The organism is Pseudomonas oryziphila (genome assembly GCF_003940825.1).
GTDB classification, from domain to species: domain Bacteria; phylum Pseudomonadota; class Gammaproteobacteria; order Pseudomonadales; family Pseudomonadaceae; genus Aquipseudomonas; species Aquipseudomonas sichuanensis.
Map to the genome: position 1 here is coordinate 2,617,516 of NZ_CP034338.1, position 23,674 is coordinate 2,641,189.

Consider the following 23,674-nt stretch of genomic DNA (forward strand, 5'->3'; position numbering starts at 1 on the left):
GCCTCACAGGTCCGGGTACAGGCGGCCAGGGTTGAAGATGCCCTGGGGGTCGAGTTGCCGTTTCAGTGCCTGGTGGTAGCGCATCAGCGCCGCCGGCAACGGCGCGGTGCTGTCATCGCCGGGGGCATAGGCGGTGGCATGGCCGCCGACCTTGGCCACCTGCTCACGGATCACCTGCGCCGGCGCACTGGAGGTGAGCCAGCGCTGCGCGCCGCCCCAGTCGATCAATTGCCGCCCCGGCAGGTCGAGCAGGGCGCAGGTATTGGGCACCGACAGGCGCCACAGCGGCGCCGGGTCGTCGAAAAACGGCAGGCGCTGTTCGCGCAGGTCGCTCCACAGTTGGTTGTCGACCGCGTCGCCACCCAGCCGCTCGCGGGCCGAACGCACCGAGCCTTCGCCACCCTCCAGGCGCAGGTACAGGGCTTCACCGTCATGGCAGGCAGCACTGATCGGCAGCGGCTGCTGGCCCCACTCGGCCAGTGCGGCCAAGGCCTGCCGGCTGTCCATCGGCAAACACAGGCTCAGGCATTGGCGCGGCCGGGGCAGTACCTTCAGCGACACTTCGGTGAGCAGCCCCAGGCAGCCGAAGCTGCCGGCCAGCAAGCGCGACACATCGTAGCCGGCGACGTTCTTCATCACCTCGCCGCCAAAGCGCAGCAGCTTGCCGTGGCCGGTAATCAGCCGCGTGCCAAGCACGTAATCGCGCACCGCCCCGGCCCAGGGCCGCCGTGGCCCGGACAGCCCCGCCGCGACCATGCCGCCGAGCGTGGCCTCAGGGCCCAGGTGCGGCGGCTCGCAGGGCAGCATCTGCCCGGCCTGATCCAGTGCGGCTTCGATTTCGCAGAGCGGCGTGCCGGCGCGGGCACTGAGCACCAGCTCGGTCGGGTCGTAGCTGACGATGCCGTGGTGGCCTCGGGTGTCGACGATTTCCCCGGCCACCGGGCGCCCGAGCATGGCCTTGCTGTTGCCGCCCTGGATACGCAGCGGTGTGCCCAGGCTCAGCGCCTGGTTGACCTGTTCCAGCAGGTCCTGGCTGATGTCGCGGCCCATCAGAAACGCTCCAGGTCAGGGAAGGGCAGTTGGCCGTGGTGCACGTGCAGCGCGCCGAATTCGGCGCAGCGCTGCAGGGTGGGGATGTTCTTGCCGGGGTTGAGCAGGCCTTGCGGGTCGAAGGCGGCTTTCACCCCATGGAACAAGGTGATTTCGTCGCTGTTGAACTGGGCGCACATCTGGTTGATCTTCTCGCGGCCCACCCCGTGCTCGCCGGTGATGCTGCCGCCCACCGCCACGCACAGTTCGAGGATCTTGCCGCCGATGGCCTCGGCCCGCTCCAGCTCGCCGGGCAGGTTGGCGTCGAACAGGATCAGCGGGTGCATGTTGCCGTCGCCGGCGTGGAACACGTTGGCCACCCGCAGGCCGTACTGCGCCGACAACTCGCTGATGCCCTTGAGCACCCGGGGCAGCTCGCGGCGGGGGATGGTGCCGTCCATGCAGTAGTAGTCCGGCGAAATGCGCCCCACCGCCGGGAAGGCATTCTTGCGCCCGGCCCAGAAGCGCACCCGCTCAGCTTCGTCGCAGGCCAGGCGCACTTCACGGGCGCCGGCCGTGCGCAGCAAGGCATCGACCCGCGCGCAATCGTCCTGCACGTCGGCCTCTACGCCGTCGAGTTCGCACAGCAGGATGGCTGCCGCGTCCACCGGGTAGCCGGCGTGGATGAAGTCCTCGGCGGCGCGGATTGCCAGGTTGTCCATCATCTCGAGGCCGCCGGGGATGATGCCGGCGGCGATGATGTCAGCCACCGCGCGGCCGGCGTCCTCGACCGAGTCGAAGCTGGCCAGCAGCACCCGCGCCACCTGGGGCTTGGGCAGCAGCTTGACGGTCACCTCGGTGACGATGCCGAGCATGCCCTCGGAGCCGGTGAACAGCGCCAGCAGGTCGAAACCCGGGCTGTCGAGGGCATCACTGCCCAGTACCAGGCGTTCGCCCTCGACCGTGAGAATGTCCACCTTGAGCAGGTTGTGCACGGTCAGGCCGTACTTGAGGCAGTGCACGCCACCGGCGTTTTCGGCGACGTTGCCGCCGATGGTGCAGGCAATCTGCGAGGACGGGTCGGGCGCGTAGTACAGCCCGAAGGGCGCCGCCGCCTGCGAGATCGCCAGGTTGCGCACCCCGGGCTGGACCCGGGCGAAGCGCCCTTGCGGGTTGACTTCAAGGATGCGGTTGAAACGCGCCATCACCAGCAGGATGCCCTGGCTCAACGGCAGCGCACCGCCGGACAGCCCGGTGCCGGCGCCGCGCGCCACTACCGGCACGCCACGCTGGTGGCACAGTTGCAGCAGGGCTTGCACCTGCTCCAGGCGCTCGGGCAGCACCACCAGCAGTGGCACCGTGCGGTAGGCCGACAGGCCGTCGCATTCGTAGGGCTTGAGGTCTTCGCTGCGGTGCAGGACCTCAAGGTCGGGCAGGGCGTCGCGCAGGGCTTGTAGCAGCGCGGCTTTGTCCACGGCCGGCAGCGGGCCATCGATGCGCTCGTCGTAAAGGATGTTCATGCGGCTCACTCGGCGGGTTCTTGTTGTTGTCCGGCACGTTTGGGATCAAGCAGCAAGCGTAGCGGCTGATGGGGGCGAAATTCGAAGAAATCACGCAAATCCCAGGCGTTCAGCTATACCAGACACAGTTCGATGCGGCGCAAGTACGCGCCTGGCAATGATTTATCGACACCACAAGGAGCAAGACCATGACTGAACAAGCCCTGATCGAAAGCGTGAACGTCGAAACCCTCACCAGCCTGCTGCAGGACGCCGGCCTGCGCGTAAACCGCAGCGAGCAGAACGGGCTGGTGCAACTGCTCAGTGCCAGCCAGGGGATCGGCTTTGCCGTGCGCCTGGGCAACCCAGGGGCGATCGAAGGGCAGTTCCTCGACTTCACCTTCAGCTGTGCTTTGCGCATCCAGGGTGAACTGCCCGAGGGCGTTGTGGAGCACTGGAGCACGTCACGGCGTTTCGCCCGCCTGTATCGGCAGGGCGAGTTCCTGGTGATGGAGCTTGATGTGCTGGTCAGCGACGGGGTCACTGCCAAACACTTGCTCAACCACCTGCAGTTGTGGGATCGCCTGTTGCAGGAATTCATTACTTACCTGCGCGATTTCAGCCGCCATGCCGCGCAAGCCGAGCAGGTAGAAACCCAGAGCGCCTAGTGAAACGGCGCAATCCCTGACGGGCAACTGCGCGTTGAGAGCTAGCTCTCAACGCGCAGTTGCTGCTTGCTTCAACGCCCCAACGGCAGCGCCACACCGATCAGTGCGAACAACCCGCCGCAGCACCTGTTGAAGCCCTTGCCGCCCTTGCTCAGCCACGGCCGGATGCGATAAGCCAGCCGCGCCAGCAGGTATTCGACCACAAACTCGACACTGGCGAAGGTCGCCGCCATCACCACGAACTGCAGCGCCAGGCCGCGTTGCGGGTCGATGAACTGCGGCAGGAAGGCACCATAGAACAGCAGCACCTTGGGGTTGGCCATGGCCGACAGGAAGCCCTGACGGAACAATCCGGCATTGCCCAAGCGGGCGCTGTCCGCGTTGAGTTCCAGGTGCAGCGCTGGGGTGCGCCACAGTTGGATGCCCAGCCACACCAGGTAGGCGCCGCCGACCCATTTGAGCACCGTCAGCACCTGGGCCGAGGCCTGCAGCAGGGCGCTCAGGCCGAACATGGCCAGGGCGATCAGGGCACTGAAGCCGAACACCCCGCCGACGATGGTGAACAGTGTGCGCCGCGCGCCATATAACGCGCCGTGGGTCAGCGCCAGCAGGCTGTTGGGGCCTGGGGTCAGCGACAGGCCGATGCTGGCGAGCAGGTAGATGAGCCAGGTGTCGAGTGCCATGGGGTATGCCTTGTGGGTTTGCAGGGCGCCAGTGTAGGGCTGGGCGGGTGGCGTTTAGGGGTATGATCCGGACATCTGACGGTAATATCTGGACATTCTGCATGACCCCTGACTTGCGCCTGCTGATCCTGCCTGTGCCGGAGTTCGCCTTGCTGCCGTTTGGCGCCTTTCTCGACAAGCTGCGCTTCTCCGCCGACGACGAGGACTACAGCCGCCAGCGCTATTGCAGCTGGACCGTGCTGGGGCTGGACGCGGCACCCGTGGCATCCAGCAGTGGTGCGGTGGTGCAGGTCGAAGCCAGTGCCGAACAGGTGGTTTGGCGCGATTACGACTATCTGGTGCTGTTTGGCGGGCGCAGTGCGGGGGCCACGGTTGCGCTTGCCCCGCGTTACCGGGCCCTGTTGAAACAGGCGGTGAAGGCCGGGGTGAAGCTGGTGGGCGTCGACAACGGGGTGTTTCTGCTGGCCGCCTGCGGTGTGCTGGACGGGCACAAGGTGGTGGTGCACTGGCGCCACGAGGCCGAGTTTCGTGCTGCGTTCCCCAGGGTGCAGGTACTGACCGAGCAGCTGTATTGCATGGACGGCAGCCGTATCACCTGCGCGGGAGGGACTGCAGCCATTGACCTGGCAGTGGAGCTGATCGCCCGCGCCAGTGGCCGGGCCCGGGCGCTCAAGGGCCTGGCCGACATGCTGGTGGATGAGAGTCGCGACAGCCGTCATGCCCTGCGCTCGCTGGAAGCAGGGCCGGGGCACGGTCGCCAGGTGCAGCGGGCCACTGCGTTGATGCGCCATCACCTGGCATCGGGGCTTTCGATCGAGCAACTGGCGGCGCAGTTGGGCATCAGCCGGCGCCAGCTCGACCGCCAGTTCCAGGCCAGCCACGGCATGAGTGCCAAGGCCTGGTGGCTGGAATTGCGGCTGCAGCAGGCGCGCTGGCGGTTGGTCAACGGCAGCCACAGCCTGGCGCAGATTGCCGAGGAGGTGGGTTTGGGGGATGGGAGTTACCTGGGTAAGTGGGTGAGGCGGCGCTTTGGTTGTACGGCGTCGGCATTGCGCAGCAGTCGCGCGTCGGATTAGCCACTGATTAATCAAGGCATGCACCAAGGCAGGCACCGGTACTTGCACAGGAATAATTGGCCCGAAACAAACTGTGGGAGCGGGTTTACCCGCGAAGCGCCGCGCGGGCGGCGCTCGATCTCATAGGCGCTGCAAAAACACCGGCAGGCACCTGGCGGCCTTCACTCAGTCTCCCGCCATGCACCTGGCGGCCATTACCGAATCCTGATTACTCAGGGCCACGGTGTGGTGCCCAAGGGCCTGTCTTGAAACCGCATGTGGGCCACCAGGTGTAGGGCGACAGATCTTCAGCGCTCTCAAGATCGAGCGCCGCCCGCGCGGCGCTTCGCGGGTAAACCCGCTCCCACAGTTTGTTTCGGGCCAATTATGCCTGTGAGGCCATGGTTGCCCGCCTTGGTGCATGGCGTGAGACATGTATGTGGCAGCGGTTTGACTGTACGAACAGGCTAACGCGCACCACCCGCTGCGCGCTCGCGCAATGCCTTGGCCACTTGCGCCTCGATGGCGTAGGCCGGCCCCTCCAGGTCATCGTAATTGCGGGTATAGCGCCGGGCGAATTCCTCCACCCCCAGCTCCTGGTACTGCTGCACGTGCTTGAGCTCGTGGGCCCACAGCGCCACGTTGTCCTCGGCATCGGCTGCGTTGCGGAAGATCACCGTGTCGATCAGGGTCACGGCGTTCACATCGGGGTTCTGCAGCATGGCGTTGGCGGCGCTGACCTGCTGCTCATCGCCTACCCGATAGCGCACCGTATCGAGCACGGCGAAGTCGTACCAGGTTTCGAGCTGGGCACGGATATGCAGCGGGATCGGCTGGGTGCCTTTGTTGGTGGCGTCATCGCGGGCCTGGCGCAGGGCAAACACCAGGCTGGCGGTGGCCATGCGCTCGACATCCTGCAGCACCTGCCCGCCCTGGTTGGGGTCGAGCGGGGCGCAGAAGCACACCACCAGGCACACCTGGTATTGCCCTGTGGGGCAGCTTTGCTGGGCGGCGGCGGGGAGTGCAAGCAGCAGGCCGAGCAGGGTGCTAGCAATCTTCATCGAACACCTTGCCGACCAGCGCGCGACTGGCCTCCAGCACCTGTGCCTGCACCTGTTCGCTGGCGAGCATGCGCCCGACCACCAGCGCCCCGACGCACTGGCTGAGCAGTGCCCAGGCCAGTTGCGGGTCCTTAAGGGTGTCGCTCCAGGCCTGGTGCAGTTCCACCAGCCAGTGCTCGGCCTCCTCGCGCACCGGGCGTTCGGCACGGGCGATCTCCACGCCCAGTGGCGGCAGTGGGCAGCCACCTTCGGCGTTGTGCAGGTGGGCGAGGGTCAGGTACTGCTCGAGCAGGCGCTTGAGCCGGGCGCGGTCGGGGCTGCGGTTGGCCTGGCGCGCCAGCGGGCTGTTGCACAGCTCGCGGCGGACCACCTCGGTGAACAGGTCGTCCTTGGACGGGAAATGGTTGTAGAACGCGCCGCCGGTCAGGCCGATGGCCTTCATCAACCCGGCCACGCCGGTGCTGGCGAAGCCGCCGCGCTTGGCCAGCGCGCCGCTGCTGGCCAGCAGTTTCTCGCGAGTCTGTTGCTTGTGTTCGGTGGAGTAGCGCATGCACAGGACCTCGTTGCGCTGGCTTGACGATGGCGTGATCGTAGCATAGCGTTCGTTTACTAAACGATCATTCATCAATGGAGAGGTCCATGGCAGAACAACAAAAGGTCGTGCTGGTGATCGGTGCGGGGGATGCCACCGGCGGCGAAATTGCCAAGCGCTTCGCCCGTGAGGGCTACACCGCCTGCGTGACCCGGCGCCAGGCCGAGAAGCTGCAGCCGTTGCTGGACGAGATCCGCGCCGCAGGCGGGCAGGCCCATGGCTTTGGCTCAGATGCGCGCAAGGAAGAAGAAGTGGCCGAATTGATCGAGACCATCGAGCGCGATATCGGCCCGATCGAGGCGTTTGTCTTCAATATCGGCGCCAATGTGCCTTGCAGCATCCTCGATGAGACACCGCGCAAGTACTTCAAGATCTGGGAGATGGCCTGCTTCGCCGGCTTCCTTACCGCGCAAGCGGTGGCACGGCGCATGGTCCAGCGTGAGCGGGGCACCATCCTGTTTACCGGTGCCACTGCCGGCACCCGTGGCGCCGCCGGCTTCGCGGCCTTCGCCGGGGCCAAGCATGGCCTGCGCGCCCTGGCCCAGAGCATGGCGCGGGAGCTAGGGCCACGGAACATCCATGTTGCCCATGTAGTAGTCGATGGTGCCATCGACACGGCCTTCATCCGCGACAGCTTCCCTGAACGTTATGCGCTGAAGGACCAGGACGGCATCCTCGACCCTGCGCATATCGCCGACAGCTACTGGTTCCTGCACGCCCAGCCGCGTGATGCCTGGACCTTCGAGCTGGACCTGCGGCCGTGGATCGAGCGCTGGTAACCCCTCCCTGAAGAAAGGACTGCCGTATGAGCAAGACCGTTGAGTTCTATTTCGACCTGGGCAGCCCGGCCAGTTATCTGGCCTGGACCCAGCTCCCCGCACTGTGCGCGCGTTACGATGCGCAGCTGCTGTACCGGCCAATGCTGCTGGGCGGGGTGTTCCAGGCCACCGGCAACGCTTCGCCGGCGATGGTGCCGGCCAAAGGGCGCTACATGTTCATCGACCTCAAGCGTTTTGCCGACCGCTATGGCGTGCCGTTTGGGCTGCCGCCGGGGTTTCCGGCCAACACCTTGAACCTGATGCGTGGGGTCATTGGCACGCAATTGCGGGCGCCGGAACGTTTCGAGGCGTTGTTGAAGGTGTTGTTCGAGGGAATGTGGAGGCAGCAGCGCAACCTGTCGGATGCGGCAGTGCTCGAAGCAACGCTGAAGGAAGGGGGGTTCGATCCCGAGGTGCTGTTGGGGCTGGCTGTGCAGGACGAGGTCAAGCAAGCGTTGAAAGACGCCACCGGGCAAGCCGTGGCACGCGGTGTGTTTGGCGCGCCGACCTGTTTTGTCGGGGAGCAGATGTTCTTTGGCCAGGACCGTCTGGACTTTGTCGAGGAGGCCTTGGCGCGTTAGGCCAGCAGCTGTTCGATGCGCTGGCGTTCCCATAGGCTCAGGTGGTCGACGGGGTTGGTGCCGTAACGGTGCCAATCCTCGAGCGCGCCCTGGCGCCCGTCGGGGCTTGCGCACTGGCTGCAATGGGCCAGGCCTTCGTCGTCCAGGGCCAGGCTCAAACGCCAGCCCTCGATGCACACGGCCACCTCCGCGTCGCGGGCGATGATCTCCAGCGGCGCAACGCCGAGGGCGGCGTCGCGCAGGCACTGGTAGGCTTCACGGCTGCTGACCAGGGGCATCGCGTAATCAGAAGTTCGCCGGGGTGTTGGCGCTGATGATCTCGGCCTCGTCCGGGCCGATATTCTTGAAACTGTGGGCGAGGGTGGTGGGGATGTAGTAGCCGTCGCCCGCGTTGAGGATGCTCACCTGGCCGTCGACCCACAGTTCCATGGTGCCGCGGGTGACCAGGCCGCACTCTTCGCCTTCGGCATGCACGATCGGCTCGCCGGAGTCGGCACCGGGGGCATACAGCTCGCGCAGCATGCGCATCTGCCGGCCTTCGACGCTGGCGCCGACCAGCAGCATGCGCAGGCCGTTACGGCCCAGGTCGGGCTGTTCGCCGCCGCGGAACACGAAGCGTTCTTCGCGCACCGGCTCGTCGAAACTGAAAAATTCCGCCAGGGACATCGGGATGCCTTCGAGCAGTTTTTTCAGGGAACTGACCGAGGGGCTGACGCGGTTCTGTTCGATCTGCGAGATCGTCGAGTTGGTCAGGCCGCTGCGACGGGCCAGTTCCCGTTGCGAGAGGTTGTTGCGTTCACGCACCAGTTTGAGTCGTGTCCCCGTGTCCATAGCCGCCTTGTTTGCAGAGGTGTAAAAAATAATGGGCGACGCATTAAAACACACTCTGCCTGCTTGCGCGCTGTGCGTGTCAGTGGCGATTGTCGGCTGGTGTGGGCCATAGCCCGACCAGCAACAACAAGGCGGCCACGGCCAGGAACGGCAAGCGCGGATCGACGGCATACACCAGCGTGCCGGCCAAGGGCCCGATCACCGCGCCCATGCCCTGGGCGGCGCCGACGGAGCCGGCGGTAGCACCCTGTTCCGAGGCGTGCATGGCATTGGCCGCCATGGCCGAGAAGGCCGGGAATACGAAGCCCATGCCGAATGCGGCAATGAAGAACGCTGCCCACAGCCATGGCGCACTGGCGGCAAAGGACGCGGCGGCAAAGCCCAGCCCGGAAACGCTGGCACCCACGCGGATCATCTTCAGCGGTGGCCATTCGAGCTGACGCAGCAGCACCTGCGCCAGCATCAGCGCCACGCCCACGCTGGTCAGCGCCACACCGGCCGCCTGGGCGGCCTCGCTTGCGGTCAGTTGCAGGCGGTCGAGGGCGAAGAAGCCAACGGTGATCTGCGACACGGTCACGCTGAGCATGGCGCTGAAGGCCACCAGCAGCGGCCGGCGCAGGCGTGGGTCGGACAGCCGCACCGGGCTTGGCGCATGGCGCTGGGGCAGCGGCTGTGGCTTGAGCTTGAACAGCAGCACCACGAACGCCGTGGCCGGCAGCACCGACAGCACGTAGAACGGCAAGCTCAGGCTGTAGCGCGAAAGCAGTGCCGCCAAGGCCGGGCCGAGCACCAGGCCGACGGCGTTGGCGGCACCCAGCGAGGCCATGGCCCGGGCCCTGCGCTGCGGTTCGACATGGTCGGCGATCAGGGCATTGCCGGCCACTGGCAGCGCCGCGTAGAAGGCGCCGATCAGGCCGCGGGTCAGCATCAGGCCGATGAACGCCAGGGTGGCTCCGGGCAACCAGCGCAGGGCGCCGTCGATGAACAGACACAGCAGCCAGTAGGCCAGGGTGAACCCGGCGCTGCCCAACAGCAGCACCCGGCGCCGGCCGAGGCGATCGGCGGCGCGGCCCCAGGGCCGGGCCAGCAGCACCCAGACCACGCCGGCCACGGTGACCGCCGCACCGGCCTGCCAGGTGGCCATGCCCAGCAGGCGTGCGATCGGGCCGATCAGGGCAACGAAGGCCATCATCGACAGGGTGCAGGCCATGTTGACCAGCAGCAGCGGGCGCAGGTCGAGGGTGCTGGCCGGGGTGAGGGTGGCAGGGTCCTTTGCGAGGTTCATGGGCAGTCCGTGGCAGTTCGGCAGAATAAGCACCGATGTTAGTAATAATTATTTACATCTGTCGATCCCGCGCGGCCGCCGGTGTTCATTCACCTCGGCGCAACGGGCCGGGCCACATGCTACGCAACACGCCGTCGCGGCGCACCAGGGCATGCATCAGCGCCGCGCCCAGGTGCACCAGCACGGTGACGAACAACAGGTAGCCGGCCCAACCGTGGGCCTGGCGCAGCACCGCGTACAGTTGCAGGTCGTGGGGGGCGATGGCTGGTAACTGCAGCGGGCGTGGATAGCCGCCCGCCGAAAGCATCGCCCAGCCCAGCAGCGGCATGGCCAGCATCAGGGCGTACAACAGCAGGTGCGAGGCGCCGGCGGCCAGGCGTTGAATGGCGGGCAGGTCGCGCGGCAGCGGCGGGTGCGGCAGGCTCAGGCGCAGGCAGATACGCAGTAGCACCAGCACCAGCAGGGCCAGGCCGGTGGCCTTGTGCAGTTCGACCATCACTGGATGGTGGGTGGACAGGTTGCTGACCATGCTCACGCCGATGAACAACATGGCCAGGATCAGCACCGCCATCAGCCAGTGCACCAGGCGGGCCAGGGGGTGGAAAGCGGCGGGGGTCATGGGTGGGCTCCTTCGCTCAGGGCTTCATGGCTGCGGCGGTTGAACGACACTGAGTAGGCCGCCGAGCGGGCGGCGAGGATCGGGTCGTCGGACGCTTCGATGCCGTGGGGCAGGATCAATGGGTCGAAGTTGAGGTCGCGGCAGGCACCCTGTTCGGGGCCGTCCACCCGCTCCAGCACCAGGGTGCCGGCGTCGATGCTGCTGCGCTCGCTGGGCCAGGGGCGGGCCGGGTCGTCCACCGGGTCGTCAGGCTCGGCCAGGGTCAGGCGCAGGGTCCAGCGCAACGGGCCTTGTGCCAGGCGCTGGGCGAGGTCGTGCTGGAGGAACTGCTTGTCATCGACCTGGGCGGGCAAGGCGGCGAACGGCGTCTGTGGCTCCAGCGTCCAGCGCACCGGGTGTTTGTTGCCGCGGGCGTCGATCAGGCGGAAGGCATTGATGCTGTTGTAGGCGGTACTGGCAAAGCTGTCGCTGGGTTTGTAGGCCGCCGCCCATTGGCGGAATGCTGCGCTTTCCGGGTGGGCGGCAAAGAACGCCTGGAGCCTGGCCGGGTCGGGCTTGCCGGTGGCAGGAACCGGGGTGCTGGCCAGCACCTGGTCATAGAAGGCTTCGGGCGTGCTGACTGCCAGCACCGGCGGGTTGTTCATGCCAGTACGCCAGACCTGGCCGTCATCGCTGCTGAGCTCGATGGCCAGGCTGCGCACCGGCACCGCGGTGTCCGGGGCGAACGGGTTGGCGCCGCCGATGGCGAAGCGGCCGATCACCGGCACCTTCTGCTGGCTGAACACCCGGGCCGTGGAAAACGGCGCGGCCTGGCCGCTGCTTTGGAAGTAACCGCTGACGCACAGGCCCTTGGCGTGGTTTTTCCGGTAGCCGGGGTGATGGCCGGCCTGGGCTTCAAAGGTGTCGATGATGCGCTGGGGCGTGAGCCTGGCGGCGCCGATCCAGCCAGCGGCATAGGCGAAGCCCGCGCCGAGGGCGGCGAGGGTGACGCCGATGGCGGCCAGGCGCAGGGCTTTGGCGGGGCCGTGCAAGGGGGTGTTCATGGGGCGATCCGGTGGCGGTGAATGAGCCGGTACGACGGATGGCCCACTCTTTTATTCCAGATCAGGGAATAGATTTTCGCTTGCGCCGTCTGCCACTTACACTGACTGCCCATTGGGGCCTGGAACCCGACCATGCACGACCTGGACGACCATCAATGGCGCGAGCTGCTGCAACGCCTGCGCCGCTTCGCCCTGTGGCTGACCCGCGAAGCCAGCAGCGCCGACGACCTGGTCCAGGCCACGGTTGAACGCGCCCTCAGCCGGCGTGGCCAGCAGCGCGAGATGGACAGCCTGCGGCCCTGGCTGTTCACCATCCTTTACCGGTTGTTTCTCGACGGCAAACGCCGCGAACGCCTGCATGCGCGCTGGCTGGCCTGGTTCGGCCGCAGCCAGGCCGAGGAGTCGCTGGGCGGTGATACCGAGAGCATCGTGCTGGCCCAGGCCGACCTGCAGGCGTTCGCGCGGCTGTCGGCCGAGCAGCGGGCGCTGCTGTTGCTGGTCAGCGTCGAGGGTTTGAGCTACAAGGAGGCCGCCGAAACCCTGGGTATCCCCATCGGCACGGTGATGTCGCGCCTGTCGCGCGCCCGCGCCGCCTTGCGTGAACTGACCGAGGGCAACCCGGCGCCAACGTCCCTGCGGAGACTCAAATGACCCGTCTGATCCCCACCGAGCATGAACTTCATGCCTACATTGACGAACGCCTGACGCCTGAGCGCCGGGCGGAAGTGGCGGCCTGGCTGGCAGCCAACCCGCAGGAGGCAGCGCGGATCGAGGCTTGGCGCAACGATGCTCGGCGGCTGCGGGCGGCTCTGGCGGGGTTTGCCGAGCGCCCTGTGGACCCTGAACTGGATCTTGCCCCGCTGCGCCGTCGCCTGCGTCAGCGTCGGCAGCGGCGGCTGGCCTCGGCGGCGGTTTTGGTGCTGGCGGTGGGATTGGGTGGGCTCGGGGGCTGGAAGGCGCGGGAGGCGACCTTGGTAGTCGCTGGATTGCCCATGGCCGATGCGGTGCAGGCGCACCGGATGTTTGCCGAGGCGTCCACGCTCGATATTCAGGCGAGTGATCCGGGGCGGCTGCAGGCTTGGCTGGGGCGGCATTTCAATCGGGTGGGGCAGTTGCCTGATCTGAGTGGGTACGGCTTTCAGCCGGTGGGGGCGCGGCTGTTGAGCAACGAGGTGGGGCCGGCGGCGCTGCTGGTGTTCGAGGATGGCCAGGGGCAGCGGATCAGTCTGTTCTTGCGCTCGCCTGGTGAGCGGTTCGAGCGGATGCCCAGTGGGCAGCGTACCGATGGGGGGCTGGAGGCGCGGTACTGGTCCCATGGGGACTACAATTTTGCGTTGGTCAGTGCGGTGGATGATAGTCGGGGGGAGGCTTTGCGGCGGGCTTTGAATCTGAGTTTGTGAGTGGGTTGCTAGTTGCTAGTTGCTAGTTGCTAGTTGCTAGTTGTTGGTTGTTGGTTGTTGGTTTTGGAAGTTGGTTTTGGAAGTTGTATGCGCATTCATTTGCGATGTCGACGCGTAGTCACCTTTCCGCCCTTACGGCGGGTTACTTTTTTTCTTGGAAAAAAGTAACCAAAAACCGCTCGCTCCCATCATACGGCCCCTACGCTGCGCTTCGGGGTCCCTTCGCTCCGGCGTCCTCCGGGCCCGCGCGGCCTCCGACTTGCTGCGCAAGTCTACATCTCGCGCCTTCGGCTTACGCCGAAGGGTGCTGCGCACCAGGGCCCTCCAGACGCCTGCGCTCAGCCTCCTGAAGTCGCGAAGTTAGGGGCGGCGCCTGGGTTGGCGTTAGCTGTCGCTAGTTGGATTGGTTGGGAGCTCTGGATTGCATTGCGCTGTACCTGTAGGAGCGGCCTTGTGCCGCGAAAGGGCCGCAAAGCGGCCCCAGCGTTACCACATAGATTGCCGGGGCTGCTGCGCAGCCCTTTCGCGACACAAGGCCGCTCCTACAATGATCGTGCAAGTTCATTGGGCTCGAACAAACAATACATAAACAACAGCCAAATATATAGCCGTATCACTGCTCTTGATCTGCTCTTGATCTGCTCTTGATCTGTTTTTGATTTTGCTTCTAAGCGCGCAATAGTCCAGGCAACACAAATTGCGACTTCAGGAGGCCGAGTGGAGGTGACTGGAGGGCCCTGGTGCGCAGCACCCTTCGGCGTAAGCCGAAGGCGCGAGATGTAGACTTGCGCAGCAAGTCGTAGGCCGCGCGGGCCCGGAAGGCACCGGAGCGAGGGGACCCCGGAGCGCAGCGCAGGGGCCGTATGATGGGAGCAGGCGGCTTTGCCTACTTTGGCCAAGACCAAAGTAGGCCGCCGTAAGGGCGGAAAGGTGACTAACAGTCGCCATCGCCGCCGAATGCGCATGCATCTATCAAAACAAACACTCTGAAAGCCGAAGCCGAAGCCGAAGCCGAAGCCGAAGCCGAAGCCGAGCCGAAGCCGAAGCCGAAGCCGAAGCCAAAGCCAAAGCCAAAGCCAAAATCAATGCGCCCCAGCCCCCTTACTCAAATCACTCTCCGCCCATTCGGTATAAACACAGGCATCCGCCACCGCCCACCGCACCTTGACCTTATCCCCCGCCCGCATCGGCATCCCCGCCGCCGACAGCGCCTTGACCGTCATCTCCGTGCCCCCCTGGGTCACCACATGGCAGGTCTGGCTTTCACCCAGGAACAGCACCTCACCCACCGTGGCACCCACCTCGTTCCACCCCGCCGGCAACGGCTCGCGCGTAGCCTGCTCGACAGTCAAAGCCAGGGCCTTCTCCGGCCGCACCATGATCAGCGCATCCTGCTCGGCGGCCAGCCCCGGGGTCAGGCGAATCGCCAGCTGCTGTCCCTCGAAAGCCCCAGCCCCATGGCTGCTGGCCTTGATCCGCAGGAAGTTGGAATTGCCCAGGAACGAAGCGACAAACGCGTTCGGTGGGTTCTGATACAGGTCATACCCAGTGCCCAGCCCGACGATCTTGCCGTGGCTGAAGATGGCGATGCGCTGGGACAGGCGCATCGCCTCTTCCTGGTCGTGGGTCACGTAGACGATGGTGATCCCCAGCCGACGGTGCAACTGACGCAGCTCGTCCTGCAGGTCTTCACGCAGTTTCTTGTCCAGTGCGCCGAGCGGTTCGTCCATCAGCAGGATGCGCGGCTCGTACACCAGCGCCCGGGCGATCGCCACCCGCTGCTGCTGCCCGCCGGACATCTGCGAGGGCTTGCGATGGGCGAACTTCTCCAGTTGTACCAGCTTGAGCATGGCGTCCACGCGCTTGTTGGTCTCGGCCGCGCCGAGCTTGCGGATGGCCAGGGGGAAGGCAATGTTGTCGCGCACGTTCAGGTGCGGGAACAACGAGTAGCGCTGGAACACCATGCCGATGTCACGCTTGTGCGGCGGCACGTTGACCAGCGACTGGCCGTCCACCAGGATCTCGCCGCTGCTGGGGGTCTCGAACCCGGCCAGCATCGACAGGGTGGTGGACTTGCCCGAGCCGCTGGAGCCGAGGAAGGTGAGGAACTCGCCGTCCTGGATCTCCAGGTCGAGGTTGTCCACGGCGGTGAAGTCGCCGTAGTGCTTGTTCAAGCCGCGCAGGCTGACCAGGGTCTTGTTCGGCGCGTCGTCTTTGATCACTGCACTCATTGTTGTTTTCTCCGGGCGCTCAGGCGTTGTTTTCGGTGCGCCGGCGCAAGGCGGCGGCAATGACCATGACCAGCAGCGACAGGCCGATCAGCAGCGTCGAGGCGACGGCGATCACCGGGCTGAGGTCCTGGCGCAGGGTGGTCCACATTTTTACCGGCAGGGTCTGCAGGTCGGGGCTGGCCATCATCACGCTCAGCACCACCTCGTCCCACGACACCAGGAAGGCGAACAGGCCGCCGGCGATCATCCCCGGGCGGATCGCCGGGAAGGTCACCTTGACGATCGCCTGCAGGCGCGAGGCGCCGCAGATCACCGCGGCATCCTCGATCGACTGGTCGAACAGCTTCAGCGAGTTGATGATCGAGATGATGGTGAAGGGCAGGGCGACGATCACGTGGCTGACCACGAAGGCGAACAGCGTGCCGGTGTAGCCCAGCTTGAGAAACAGCGCGTACACCGCCACGGCGATGATCACCAGCGGTACGATCATCGGCATGGTGAACAGGCCGTACAGCAGCTCACGGCCCGGGAAGCGGCCGCGCACCAGGGCGAACGCGGTGGGCAGGCCGAGGGCCACGGCGGCGAAGGTGGTCAGTACGGCGACCTTGAGGCTGGCCAGCGCGGCGTCCATCCACTCGGGGTTGGAGAAGAACTGCACGTACCATTTCACGGTCCAGCCCGGCGGCGGGAACACCAGCCATTGGGACGAGCCGAACGACAGCAGGATGATGAACACCACCGGCAGCAGCAGGAACGCGGCGATGACCCCGGTGGTCAGGTACAGGCCCGTGCGCAACGGGCGGCTCATGGCATTGGGTGACAGCAGCATGGCGGATTACCTCGCGTTACCGACCGGGGATTCCGGCTGCAGTTTCAGGTACAGGTAGAAGAGCACTAGGGTGATCAGCACCAACAGGGCTGCAGCGGCACTGGCCAGGCCCCAGTTCAGGAACGATTGCACCTGCTGGATGATGAACTCGGGCAGCATCATGTTCTGCGCGCCGCCCAGCAGGGCCGGCGTCACGTAGTAACCGAGGGACATGACGAACACCATCAGCGCGCCGGAGAACAGCCCCGAGCGGCACAGCGGCAGGAACACCTTCCAGAAGTTGGTCCAGGGGCTGGCGCCGCAGATGGAACCGGCCTGCAGCACCATCGGGTCGATGGCGTGCATGGTCGCCTGCAGCGGCAGCACGATGAACGGGATCATGATGTAGCTCATGCCGATCACCACGCCGGTGAGGTTGTGCACCATCTCCAGCGGCGCATCGATGATGCCCAGCGCCATCAACACCTTGTTGATCACCCCCGAACTCTGCAGCAGCACCAGCCAGGAGTAGGTGCGCGCCAGCAGGCTGGTCCACATCGACAGCAGCACGATGTTCAGCAGCCAGCGGCCCCAGCCCTTGGGCACCAGGGTGATCGCCCAGGCCAGCGGGAAACCCAGCAGCACGCTGATCAGGGTCACCAGGCCCGCTACCGAGAAGGTGTTGAACAGCACCCGGGCGTAGGCCGAGTTGGCGAACAACTGCTCGTAGTTGCCCAGCCCCGGCACCGGCTCCAGTACACCGCGCAGCAACAGGCCGATCAGCGGGGCGAAGAAGAACAGGCCAAGAAACAGCAGGGCCGGCAGCAGGTTGCGGCTGCCGCGCCAGCGTTGGCTCAGGGGCGGGCGGCGGTCGTCCGCCCGTGGCGCGCCGGTGCCGCTGGGGGCACCTTGCGCGTTGTGCAGGGCATTGATGGCGACTTTCATTTGACCAGCCACTCATTCCAGCGGGCCGCGATGGCCTGGCCGTTCTTGGCCCAGTAGGCGAAGTCCAGGGTCACCTGGTCCTGGGCGTAGGCGGTCGGCAGGTTCTTGGCGAGGTCCTTGTCGAGCTTGGCAACGCTGTCGACGTTCACCGGTGCATAGGCAGTCTTGTTGGCGAACTCGGCCTGGCCTTCGGCACTGCTGGCGTTGGCCAGAAACTTCATGGCCGCGTCCTTGTTCTTGGCGCCTTTGGGGATGACCAGGAAATCGGCCATGACCAGGTTTTGCTTCCAGCTCACGCCGACCGGCGCGCCGTCCTGCTGCAGGGCATATACACGGCCGTTCCAGAACTGCCCGAGCGAGGCTTCACCCGAGGCCAGCAGTTGCTGCGACTGGGCGCCGCCGCCCCACCAGACGATGTCCTGCTTGATGGTGTCGAGCTTCTTGAAGGCGCGGTCCAGGTCCAGCGGGTAGAGCTTGTCGGGAGCTACGCCATCGGCCAGCAGGGCCAGTTCGAGCACGCCGGGGCTGGGCCATTTGTACAGGGCGCGTTTACCGGGGTAGGTCTTGGTGTCGAACAGGGCCGACCAGTCCACCGGCTTGTTGGCGCCGAGCTTGCCCTCGTTGTAGCCGAGCACGAAGGAGAAGAAGAACGAGCCGACGCCATGGTCGGAGACGAAGCGCGGGTCGATCTTGTCGCGCTTGATCTGGTTGAAATCGAGGGGTTCGAGCAGGCCTTCGCTGGCGGCGCGCAGGGCAAAGTCGGCTTCGACGTCGACCACGTCCCACTGCACGTTGCCGCTTTCGACCATGGCCTTGAGCTTGCCGTAGTCGGTGGGGCCGTCCTGCACGACCTTGATCCCGGACGCTTTGCTGAAAGGTTCGGCCCATGCCGCTTTCTGCGCATCCTGGGTGGTGCCGCCCCAGCTGACGAAGTTCAGGCTGTCGGCCGCCTGGGTGGCCTGGCAGGCCAGGGTCAGCAGGCTGGCGGACAGCACTGCGGTTACTCGTTTGCTCAACAGCATGGTTACGCCCTCGTTGCTTTTGTTATTCGAGGCGGGGCCGGTGGTGCGCCCGCCAATAGTGTTCGGGGAGCTGCTTTCACTGTGTGTCGCGTGGCCGTCTTGTGATTGTAGGTACGGCCGAAGAATTCAAGGTCTACGGGATATCATATTATGGTATTCCAAACTTTTCGCAAGAGGGATGGGCGACCGGCCATCACTCAATCGCATTCCTGAACGAAAAACCCGTGGGAGCGGGCTTGCCCCGCGATTGCGCCGGCCCAGGCGGCATCCTCATGACGCCGGGCGCAATCGCGGGGCAAGCCCGCTCCCACGGGTTGGTTCATTGCGAGGGCGTGCTTCAGCCAACCATCCCAGGCTCGAACGGAATGCTCTGCACCACCTCCAGCTCATACCCCGCCAACCCCGCATACTTCAGCGGCGGCCCCAGGTGGCGCAGCTTGCCCACGCCCAGGTCCTGCAGGATCTGCGCACCGGTACCGACTTCCGAATACACCTTCGACTGGCCGCGCTGGTAGGGGCGCAGCGGCTGCGTCAGTTGCGGTACACGCTCCAGCAGCGCCTGGGAAGACTCATGGTTGGCGAGAATCACCACCACCCCGGCGCCTTCCGCGGCTACCTTCTGCAGCGCCGCCCACAGGGTCCAGTTGGCGGGCCCTGCATACTCGGCGCCGACCAGGTCACGCAGCGGGTCGATCACGTGTACGCGCACCAGCGTCGGCTGCTCGCGGCGGATGTCACCCATGACCATGGCCATGTGCACACCGCCCTCGATACGGTCTTCATAGGTGACCAGGCGGAATGTGCCGTGCACGGTGGGCAGTTCGCGCTCACCGATGCGCTTGATGGTCTGCTCGGTGCTCAGGCGGTAGTGGATCAGGTCGGCGATGGTGCCGATCTTGATCCCGTGCCGGGCGGCGAACACTTCCAGGTCCGGGCGCCGGGCCATGGTGCCGTCGTCGTTGAGCACTTCGACGATCACCGAGGCCGGGGTGAAGCCGGCCAGGCGGGCCAGGTCGCAGCCGGCCTCGGTATGGCCGGCGCGGGTCAGCACGCCGCCTTCACGGGCACGCAGGGGGAAGATGTGGCCGGGTTGTACCAGGTCTTCCGGGCGGGCATCGGCGGCCATGGCGGCGGCCACGGTACGGGCCCGGTCGGCGGCGGAGATGCCGGTGGTGACGCCGCTGGCGGCCTCGATCGACACGGTGAAAGCGGTGCTGAACACGCTGCCGTTGGCCGGCACCATCTGCTCGAGGCCCAGGCGCTGGCAGTGTTCGTCGGTGAGGGTCAGGCAGATCAGGCCACGGGCCTCGCGGGCCATGAAGTTGATGGCCTGGGCGTCGCAACGCTCGGCGGCTATCAGCAGGTCGCCCTCGTTTTCGCGGTCTTCGTCATCCACCAGCAGGACCATCTTGCCCTGCCGGTAGTCCTCGAGGAGTTCTTCGATGCTGTTGAATGCCATGTTGCACGCTCACGGTGATGGGGTGATTATTATGGTATACCATCATACATAAATATCCCTGAAGCAGGAGTACGACGGATGAAGGCCTACTGGATCGCCCATGTGGACGTCAGCGACCCCGAGCAGTACCAGCAGTACACCCAGCGCGCCCCGGCGGCGTTCGTTGCCTTCGGTGGGCGCTTTCTTGCCCGGGGCGGGCGCAGCGAGGCGATGGAGGGGCGGCCCACTCCCCAGCGTAGCGTGGTGATCGAGTTCGATTCGTATGAGCAGGCGCTGGCGTGCTATCGCTCGGACCTGTATCAGGAGGCTTGCCGCCACCGCCAGGGGGTGGCGAAGGCGGAGGTGATCATTGTCGAGGGGGTTGAGCCCTGAGTGGGTATCTGTTTGGTTGGGGCTGCTTTGCAGCCCTTTCGCGGCACAAGGCCGCTCCTACAGGAGTCCGCGATCCTCTGTAGGAGCGGCCTTGTGCCGCGAAGGGCCCCATTCACACGTCTTCTTTCGCCTGCCCGCGGGTACGCAGCAGCGACAGCAGCACCCCACCCAGCAACAGCCCGAACGTCACCCCCAGCGACACCCCCGCCGGCACCTTGCCCACCAGCCCGTGCCAGAAGATCTTGCAGCCGATGAAGATCAGCACCATCGCCAGTGCGTACTTGAGGTAGACGAAGCGGTGCATCAACGCCGCCAGGGCAAAGTACAGCGAGCGCAGGCCGAGGATGGCGAAGATGTTCGAGGTGTAGACGATGAACGGGTCCTGGGTGATGGCGAAGATCGCCGGCACGCTGTCGACGGCAAACACCAGGTCGGCCAGCTCGATCAAAACCAGGGCGAGGAACAGCGGTGTGGCGTAGCGCAGGGCCTGTTGCTCCCCGGGCGGGGTGAGCCGCACGAAGAAGCGCGGGCCGTGGATCTGCTCGGTAACCCGCATGTGCCGGCGCACGAAGCGCAGCACCGGGTTGTTGGCCAGGTCAGGGTGGCTGTCGTCCTTCGACAGCGCCATCTTCACCCCGGTGAACAGCAGGAAGGCGCCGAAGATGTACAGCACCCAGGCAAAGTGCTGCACCAGTGCCGCGCCCACGCCGATCATGATCGCCCGCAACACCACCACCCCGAGGATGCCCCAGAACAGCACGCGGTGCTGGTAGCGGCGGGGGATGGCGAAGAAGCTGAAGATCATCGCCATGACGAACACGTTGTCCATCGACAGCGATTGCTCCACCAGGAACCCGGTGTAGAACTCCAGCGCCGACTGCGCGCCCAGCTCGTGCCAGACCCACACGCCAAACAGCACGCCGACACTGAAGTAGCCGGAATACAGCAGCAGGCTTTCGCGCATTTCGATCTCGCGTTCCTGGCGGTGCAGCACACCCAGGTCAAGCACGAGCAAGGCGATGACGATTGCGATGAACACCAGCCACAACCAGGTGCTGGTACCGAGGAATGGGTTAACGAGAAATGCATGCAGAGCTGTCATGAGCCCCTCCTTGATTGTCGATGTTGCCAGGCAACAGTGATTCCGACATGGCGGCGCAAACCGTCAGAGGGGCCCGGCATCACATGGCCTTGAGGCTAGCCCTGAATGCCGGGGATGCCGATGGCAGGGCTGTTACATTTCTTTTCCGACGGGGAATTTATTACGAATCATTAGCAATTGTAAAAAATTCGTAAAAACCCTAGGATGCGCCGCAGCCGTCGCAGAACGGGCGCGCCACATAGCGTTGCGCATGTACAAGCATAAAAAATGTCAGTGATTAGCCCCTTACGTACCGAGCTTCACAACACACTAGGGGTCGACAAGCGTGCAACAGCAGCACTCTCTGAACACGGTTCAAGGGGCAGGGAACGCCACCACCGTCCGCCAGCGCCATCCACTGGCCCTGGCCATTCTCGCCGCCACCCTCGCCACGCCGGTCGGCATGGCCTGGGCCGAGCAGGCCGGCGGCACGGGCCCCCTGGAGCTGGGCGCCACCTCCATCACCGACTCGTCGTTGGGTGAAACCACCGAAGGCAGCGGCTCCTACACCACTGGCGCCACCCGCACCGCCACGCGCATGGCGCTGTCGCCGCGCGAGACGCCGCAGTCGGTGAGCGTGATCACCCGCCAGCAGATGGATGACCAGAACCTCACCAGTATCAGCGATGTGCTGGGCAAGACCCCGGGCGTCACCGTCAACAAGCTCGACAGCAACCGCGCCAGCTTCAAGGCCCGTGGCTTCGACATCGACAACTTCCAGGTCGATGGCATCCCGGCGGCATTCCGTTTCGGCAACGGCATCGACCAGACCGACATGGTCATCTACGACCGGGTAGAGGTGCTGCGTGGCGCCACGGGCCTGCTCAGTGGCTTCGGCAGCCCCTCGGCGACCGTCAACCTGGTGCGCAAGCGGCCTACTCGCGAGCTGTCGGGCTATGTGTCGCTGGGTGCCGGCAGTTGGGACACCTACCGCGGTGAATTCGACATCGGTGGCGCGCTGACCCCCGAAGGCAATGTGCGTGGGCGCTTCGTCACGGCCTATGAAGACGGCCAGTCGTTCATGGACAACCTGTCCGAGAAGAAACAGGTGATGTACGGCATCGTCGAAACCGACCTGAGCGAAGATACCCTGCTCAGCGTTGGCCTGAGCCGTCAGACCAACCGCCCGGAGGGTTCCTCCTGGGGGCCATCGACGCCCCTGCTGGACAACAAGGGCAATGCCTTCGGCATGTCGCGCTCGTTCAACCCGGGGGCCAAGTGGAGCGCCTGGGACAACACCGCCGACAACCTGTTCGTCACCCTTGAGCAGCGCCTGGCCAACGATTGGACCCTCAAGGCCTCGGCCACCCGCAGCGAGACCGATTCACCAATCACCCTGGGCTCTGCTGCCAGTGGTTATCCGGATTCGGCCACCGGTGCCGGCATGGGCGTGTGGCTGGGGCGCTACCGCTACCAGACCGACCAGAACGCTTACGACCTGTATGCCAGCGGGCCGTTCCAGATGCTCGGCCGTGAGCACGAGCTGGTGGCCGGGATCTCCCACCGCGACACCCGGGCCCATGAAGAGAGCTGGCCGTTCCTGTTCGGCAGCGCCAACATCTACCAATGGAGCGGCGACTACCCCGAACAGGATTGGGGCCGCCCGCTGTCTAAGGTCGATACCCGTCTGCGCGAAGATGCCGCCTACCTGACCGGTCGCTTCAAACCCACCGACCGGCTCTCGATCATCCTCGGCGGGCGCCTGTCCAACTGGCAGCTCGACAGCACCCGCCTGGACACCACCAGCGGCGAGCGCAGCAAGACCCAGGACCTGGAAGAGAACGGCGTGGTGGTGCCCTATGCCGGCCTGGTCTACGACCTGGACGACACCTGGTCGGTGTACGGCAGCTACACCAGCATCTTCAAACCGCACGAAAGCGAGCAGGACGCCAGCGGCAAGATGATCGAGCCGGAGGAGGGCGATGCCTACGAGCTGGGCCTGAAGGGCGAGTTCTTCGATGGCCGCCTGAACGCCAGCCTTGCCGTGTTCGAAGTGCAGCAGGACAACCTGGCGGAGCTCGACCGTACTGACCCGACCACCAACCGCGGCATCTACCGCTCGATCCAGGGCGCCAAAACCCGAGGCTTCGAGCTTGAGCTGGCGGGTGAGTTGACGCCGAACTGGCAGGTGCAAGGCGGTTTCACCCACCGCATCACCCGCGATGGCGAGCACGACAAGATCTCCACCATCGAACCGGAGAACCTGCTGCGCCTGTCCACCAGCTACCGCCTGCCCGGGGTATGGAACAAGCTGACCGTGGGTGGCTCGGCCAATTGGCAGAGCAAGGTGTGGAAGGACCTCGACAGCCCGGTGGCGGCTGACCAGACCATTCGCTACACCCAGTCGGACTACCTGATCCTCGACGCCATGGCCCGCTACCAGGTGACCGAGCAGCTGTCGGTGACCCTCAACGGCAACAACCTCACCGACAAGAAGTACTTCAACAACCTGGGCTTCTATAACGGTGGTTTCTACGGTGATCCGCGCAATTTCATGCTGACCACCCGCTACGCCTTCTGAGCCTGACCTCG

At 65.4% G+C, this 23,674-nt stretch carries 24 protein-coding genes; 8 read left to right on the forward strand and 16 right to left on the reverse strand.

Annotated features, from left to right (window positions below; genetic code table 11):
- Positions 1–3: 3 nt before the first annotated feature.
- Positions 4–1,050, reverse strand: a complete 1,047-nt coding sequence (glcE, locus tag EJA05_RS12200) for a glycolate oxidase subunit GlcE (RefSeq protein ID WP_125858419.1) — start codon at positions 1,048–1,050, stop codon at positions 4–6.
- Positions 1,050–2,549 carry a glycolate oxidase subunit GlcD gene (gene glcD / locus EJA05_RS12205; protein WP_125858420.1) on the reverse strand — a complete coding sequence of 500 codons (1,500 nt, stop codon included), beginning with the start codon at positions 2,547–2,549 and terminating at the stop codon, positions 1,050–1,052. Before glcD ends, glcE begins: the two co-directional genes overlap by 1 nt.
- A 188-nt stretch (positions 2,550–2,737) precedes the next feature.
- Here glcD and EJA05_RS12210 point away from each other — a divergent pair, with 188 nt between their 5' ends.
- Positions 2,738–3,196, forward strand: a complete 459-nt coding sequence (locus tag EJA05_RS12210; RefSeq protein WP_125463829.1) for a YbjN domain-containing protein — start codon at positions 2,738–2,740, stop codon at positions 3,194–3,196.
- 71 nt (positions 3,197–3,267) lie between these two features.
- On the opposite strand, the gene EJA05_RS12215 is transcribed toward EJA05_RS12210, so the two are convergent.
- The gene (locus tag EJA05_RS12215; protein WP_125858421.1) at positions 3,268–3,879 is read right to left on the reverse strand and encodes a LysE family translocator; all 612 of its coding nucleotides are present in this window, start codon (positions 3,877–3,879) and stop codon (positions 3,268–3,270) included.
- A gap of 101 nt (positions 3,880–3,980) precedes the next feature.
- Between EJA05_RS12215 and EJA05_RS12220 the strand changes: the two genes are divergently transcribed.
- Positions 3,981–4,955 (forward strand): GlxA family transcriptional regulator, encoded by a 975-nt coding sequence (locus EJA05_RS12220; RefSeq protein ID WP_125858422.1) that lies wholly within the window; start codon positions 3,981–3,983, stop codon positions 4,953–4,955.
- Positions 4,956–5,401: 446 nt separating this feature from the next.
- On the opposite strand, the gene EJA05_RS12225 is transcribed toward EJA05_RS12220, so the two are convergent.
- On the reverse strand, positions 5,402–5,995 hold the full coding sequence (locus tag EJA05_RS12225; protein WP_125858423.1) for an eCIS core domain-containing protein: 594 nt from the start codon (positions 5,993–5,995) through the stop codon (positions 5,402–5,404).
- On the reverse strand, positions 5,982–6,545 hold the full coding sequence (locus tag EJA05_RS12230; protein ID WP_125858424.1) for a TetR/AcrR family transcriptional regulator: 564 nt from the start codon (positions 6,543–6,545) through the stop codon (positions 5,982–5,984). Before EJA05_RS12230 ends, EJA05_RS12225 begins: the two co-directional genes overlap by 14 nt.
- A gap of 89 nt (positions 6,546–6,634) precedes the next feature.
- On the opposite strand from EJA05_RS12230, the gene EJA05_RS12235 reads away from it, so the two are divergent.
- Together EJA05_RS12235 and EJA05_RS12240 are read left to right on the forward strand one after the other, a co-directional pair.
- Positions 6,635–7,366, forward strand: a complete 732-nt coding sequence (locus EJA05_RS12235; protein ID WP_125463834.1) for an SDR family oxidoreductase — start codon at positions 6,635–6,637, stop codon at positions 7,364–7,366.
- 26 nt (positions 7,367–7,392) lie between these two features.
- Positions 7,393–7,986 carry a 2-hydroxychromene-2-carboxylate isomerase gene (locus EJA05_RS12240; protein WP_125858425.1) on the forward strand — a complete coding sequence of 198 codons (594 nt, stop codon included), beginning with the start codon at positions 7,393–7,395 and terminating at the stop codon, positions 7,984–7,986.
- Here the strand turns inward: EJA05_RS12240 and EJA05_RS12245 are convergent.
- The 5 genes from EJA05_RS12245 to EJA05_RS12265 form a co-directional block, all read right to left on the reverse strand.
- Positions 7,983–8,264: a DUF7693 family protein gene (locus EJA05_RS12245; RefSeq protein WP_125858426.1), complete on the reverse strand. Its 282-nt coding sequence runs from the start codon at positions 8,262–8,264 to the stop codon at positions 7,983–7,985. The genes EJA05_RS12240 and EJA05_RS12245 overlap by 4 nt on opposite strands.
- Before the next feature lie 7 nt (positions 8,265–8,271).
- The gene (locus tag EJA05_RS12250) at positions 8,272–8,817 is read right to left on the reverse strand and encodes a cupin domain-containing protein (protein ID WP_110995475.1); all 546 of its coding nucleotides are present in this window, start codon (positions 8,815–8,817) and stop codon (positions 8,272–8,274) included.
- Positions 8,818–8,896: 79 nt separating this feature from the next.
- Positions 8,897–10,102 (reverse strand): MFS transporter, encoded by a 1,206-nt coding sequence (locus EJA05_RS12255; RefSeq protein ID WP_125858427.1) that lies wholly within the window; start codon positions 10,100–10,102, stop codon positions 8,897–8,899.
- An 85-nt stretch (positions 10,103–10,187) separates the two neighbouring features.
- Entirely contained in the window at positions 10,188–10,721 is a 534-nt protein-coding gene (locus tag EJA05_RS12260; RefSeq protein ID WP_125858428.1) for a cytochrome b, read from the reverse strand.
- On the reverse strand, positions 10,718–11,764 hold the full coding sequence (locus EJA05_RS12265; protein ID WP_125858429.1) for a catalase family peroxidase: 1,047 nt from the start codon (positions 11,762–11,764) through the stop codon (positions 10,718–10,720). The genes EJA05_RS12260 and EJA05_RS12265 overlap by 4 nt, the downstream gene beginning before the upstream one ends.
- A gap of 132 nt (positions 11,765–11,896) precedes the next feature.
- On the opposite strand from EJA05_RS12265, the gene EJA05_RS12270 reads away from it, so the two are divergent.
- Positions 11,897–12,415, forward strand: a complete 519-nt coding sequence (locus EJA05_RS12270; protein ID WP_125858430.1) for a sigma-70 family RNA polymerase sigma factor — start codon at positions 11,897–11,899, stop codon at positions 12,413–12,415.
- Positions 12,412–13,164: an anti-sigma factor family protein gene (locus EJA05_RS12275; RefSeq protein WP_125463841.1), complete on the forward strand. Its 753-nt coding sequence runs from the start codon at positions 12,412–12,414 to the stop codon at positions 13,162–13,164. The genes EJA05_RS12270 and EJA05_RS12275 overlap by 4 nt, the downstream gene beginning before the upstream one ends.
- Before the next feature lie 1,082 nt (positions 13,165–14,246).
- On the opposite strand, the gene EJA05_RS12280 is transcribed toward EJA05_RS12275, so the two are convergent.
- From EJA05_RS12280 to ribBA, 5 genes are all read right to left on the reverse strand, one after another.
- Positions 14,247–15,395: an ABC transporter ATP-binding protein gene (locus EJA05_RS12280; protein WP_125858431.1), complete on the reverse strand. Its 1,149-nt coding sequence runs from the start codon at positions 15,393–15,395 to the stop codon at positions 14,247–14,249.
- A 19-nt stretch (positions 15,396–15,414) separates the two neighbouring features.
- On the reverse strand, positions 15,415–16,224 hold the full coding sequence (locus EJA05_RS12285; RefSeq protein WP_110996573.1) for an ABC transporter permease: 810 nt from the start codon (positions 16,222–16,224) through the stop codon (positions 15,415–15,417).
- Positions 16,225–16,230: 6 nt separating this feature from the next.
- The gene (locus tag EJA05_RS12290; RefSeq protein WP_125463844.1) at positions 16,231–17,148 is read right to left on the reverse strand and encodes an ABC transporter permease; all 918 of its coding nucleotides are present in this window, start codon (positions 17,146–17,148) and stop codon (positions 16,231–16,233) included.
- The gene (locus EJA05_RS12295; protein WP_125858432.1) at positions 17,145–18,170 is read right to left on the reverse strand and encodes an ABC transporter substrate-binding protein; all 1,026 of its coding nucleotides are present in this window, start codon (positions 18,168–18,170) and stop codon (positions 17,145–17,147) included. Before EJA05_RS12295 ends, EJA05_RS12290 begins: the two co-directional genes overlap by 4 nt.
- A 337-nt stretch (positions 18,171–18,507) precedes the next feature.
- Positions 18,508–19,629: a bifunctional 3,4-dihydroxy-2-butanone-4-phosphate synthase/GTP cyclohydrolase II gene (ribBA, locus tag EJA05_RS12300; protein WP_125463846.1), complete on the reverse strand. Its 1,122-nt coding sequence runs from the start codon at positions 19,627–19,629 to the stop codon at positions 18,508–18,510.
- Between the two features lie 78 nt (positions 19,630–19,707).
- Between ribBA and EJA05_RS12305 the strand changes: the two genes are divergently transcribed.
- Positions 19,708–20,001 (forward strand): DUF1330 domain-containing protein, encoded by a 294-nt coding sequence (locus EJA05_RS12305; protein WP_125858433.1) that lies wholly within the window; start codon positions 19,708–19,710, stop codon positions 19,999–20,001.
- A gap of 112 nt (positions 20,002–20,113) precedes the next feature.
- Here the strand turns inward: EJA05_RS12305 and EJA05_RS12310 are convergent, their stop codons facing one another.
- The gene (locus tag EJA05_RS12310) at positions 20,114–21,103 is read right to left on the reverse strand and encodes a TerC family protein (RefSeq protein ID WP_125858434.1); all 990 of its coding nucleotides are present in this window, start codon (positions 21,101–21,103) and stop codon (positions 20,114–20,116) included.
- 325 nt (positions 21,104–21,428) lie between these two features.
- Between EJA05_RS12310 and EJA05_RS12315 the strand changes: the two genes are divergently transcribed.
- Complete coding sequence (locus EJA05_RS12315; RefSeq protein WP_223811915.1) at positions 21,429–23,663, forward strand: TonB-dependent siderophore receptor; 2,235 nt, start codon at positions 21,429–21,431, stop codon at positions 23,661–23,663.
- Positions 23,664–23,674 lie beyond the last annotated feature (11 nt).

Bases quoted from the DNA above. Each gene is read 5' to 3' on its own strand.
- glcE (WP_125858419.1), bottom strand. From the start codon at position 1,050: ATGGGCCGCGACATCAGCCAGGACCTGCTGGAACAGGTCAACCAGGCG.
- glcD (WP_125858420.1), bottom strand. From the start codon at position 2,549: ATGAACATCCTTTACGACGAGCGCATCGATGGCCCGCTGCCGGCCGTG.
- EJA05_RS12210 (WP_125463829.1), top strand. From the start codon at position 2,738: ATGACTGAACAAGCCCTGATCGAAAGCGTGAACGTCGAAACCCTCACC.
- EJA05_RS12215 (WP_125858421.1), bottom strand. From the start codon at position 3,879: ATGGCACTCGACACCTGGCTCATCTACCTGCTCGCCAGCATCGGCCTG.
- EJA05_RS12220 (WP_125858422.1), top strand. From the start codon at position 3,981: ATGACCCCTGACTTGCGCCTGCTGATCCTGCCTGTGCCGGAGTTCGCC.
- EJA05_RS12225 (WP_125858423.1), bottom strand. From the start codon at position 5,995: ATGAAGATTGCTAGCACCCTGCTCGGCCTGCTGCTTGCACTCCCCGCC.
- EJA05_RS12230 (WP_125858424.1), bottom strand. From the start codon at position 6,545: ATGCGCTACTCCACCGAACACAAGCAACAGACTCGCGAGAAACTGCTG.
- EJA05_RS12235 (WP_125463834.1), top strand. From the start codon at position 6,635: ATGGCAGAACAACAAAAGGTCGTGCTGGTGATCGGTGCGGGGGATGCC.
- EJA05_RS12240 (WP_125858425.1), top strand. From the start codon at position 7,393: ATGAGCAAGACCGTTGAGTTCTATTTCGACCTGGGCAGCCCGGCCAGT.
- EJA05_RS12245 (WP_125858426.1), bottom strand. From the start codon at position 8,264: ATGCCCCTGGTCAGCAGCCGTGAAGCCTACCAGTGCCTGCGCGACGCC.
- EJA05_RS12250 (WP_110995475.1), bottom strand. From the start codon at position 8,817: ATGGACACGGGGACACGACTCAAACTGGTGCGTGAACGCAACAACCTC.
- EJA05_RS12255 (WP_125858427.1), bottom strand. From the start codon at position 10,102: ATGAACCTCGCAAAGGACCCTGCCACCCTCACCCCGGCCAGCACCCTC.
- EJA05_RS12260 (WP_125858428.1), bottom strand. From the start codon at position 10,721: ATGACCCCCGCCGCTTTCCACCCCCTGGCCCGCCTGGTGCACTGGCTG.
- EJA05_RS12265 (WP_125858429.1), bottom strand. From the start codon at position 11,764: ATGAACACCCCCTTGCACGGCCCCGCCAAAGCCCTGCGCCTGGCCGCC.
- EJA05_RS12270 (WP_125858430.1), top strand. From the start codon at position 11,897: ATGCACGACCTGGACGACCATCAATGGCGCGAGCTGCTGCAACGCCTG.
- EJA05_RS12275 (WP_125463841.1), top strand. From the start codon at position 12,412: ATGACCCGTCTGATCCCCACCGAGCATGAACTTCATGCCTACATTGAC.
- EJA05_RS12280 (WP_125858431.1), bottom strand. From the start codon at position 15,395: ATGAGTGCAGTGATCAAAGACGACGCGCCGAACAAGACCCTGGTCAGC.
- EJA05_RS12285 (WP_110996573.1), bottom strand. From the start codon at position 16,224: ATGCTGCTGTCACCCAATGCCATGAGCCGCCCGTTGCGCACGGGCCTG.
- EJA05_RS12290 (WP_125463844.1), bottom strand. From the start codon at position 17,148: ATGAAAGTCGCCATCAATGCCCTGCACAACGCGCAAGGTGCCCCCAGC.
- EJA05_RS12295 (WP_125858432.1), bottom strand. From the start codon at position 18,170: ATGCTGTTGAGCAAACGAGTAACCGCAGTGCTGTCCGCCAGCCTGCTG.
- ribBA (WP_125463846.1), bottom strand. From the start codon at position 19,629: ATGGCATTCAACAGCATCGAAGAACTCCTCGAGGACTACCGGCAGGGC.
- EJA05_RS12305 (WP_125858433.1), top strand. From the start codon at position 19,708: ATGAAGGCCTACTGGATCGCCCATGTGGACGTCAGCGACCCCGAGCAG.
- EJA05_RS12310 (WP_125858434.1), bottom strand. From the start codon at position 21,103: ATGACAGCTCTGCATGCATTTCTCGTTAACCCATTCCTCGGTACCAGC.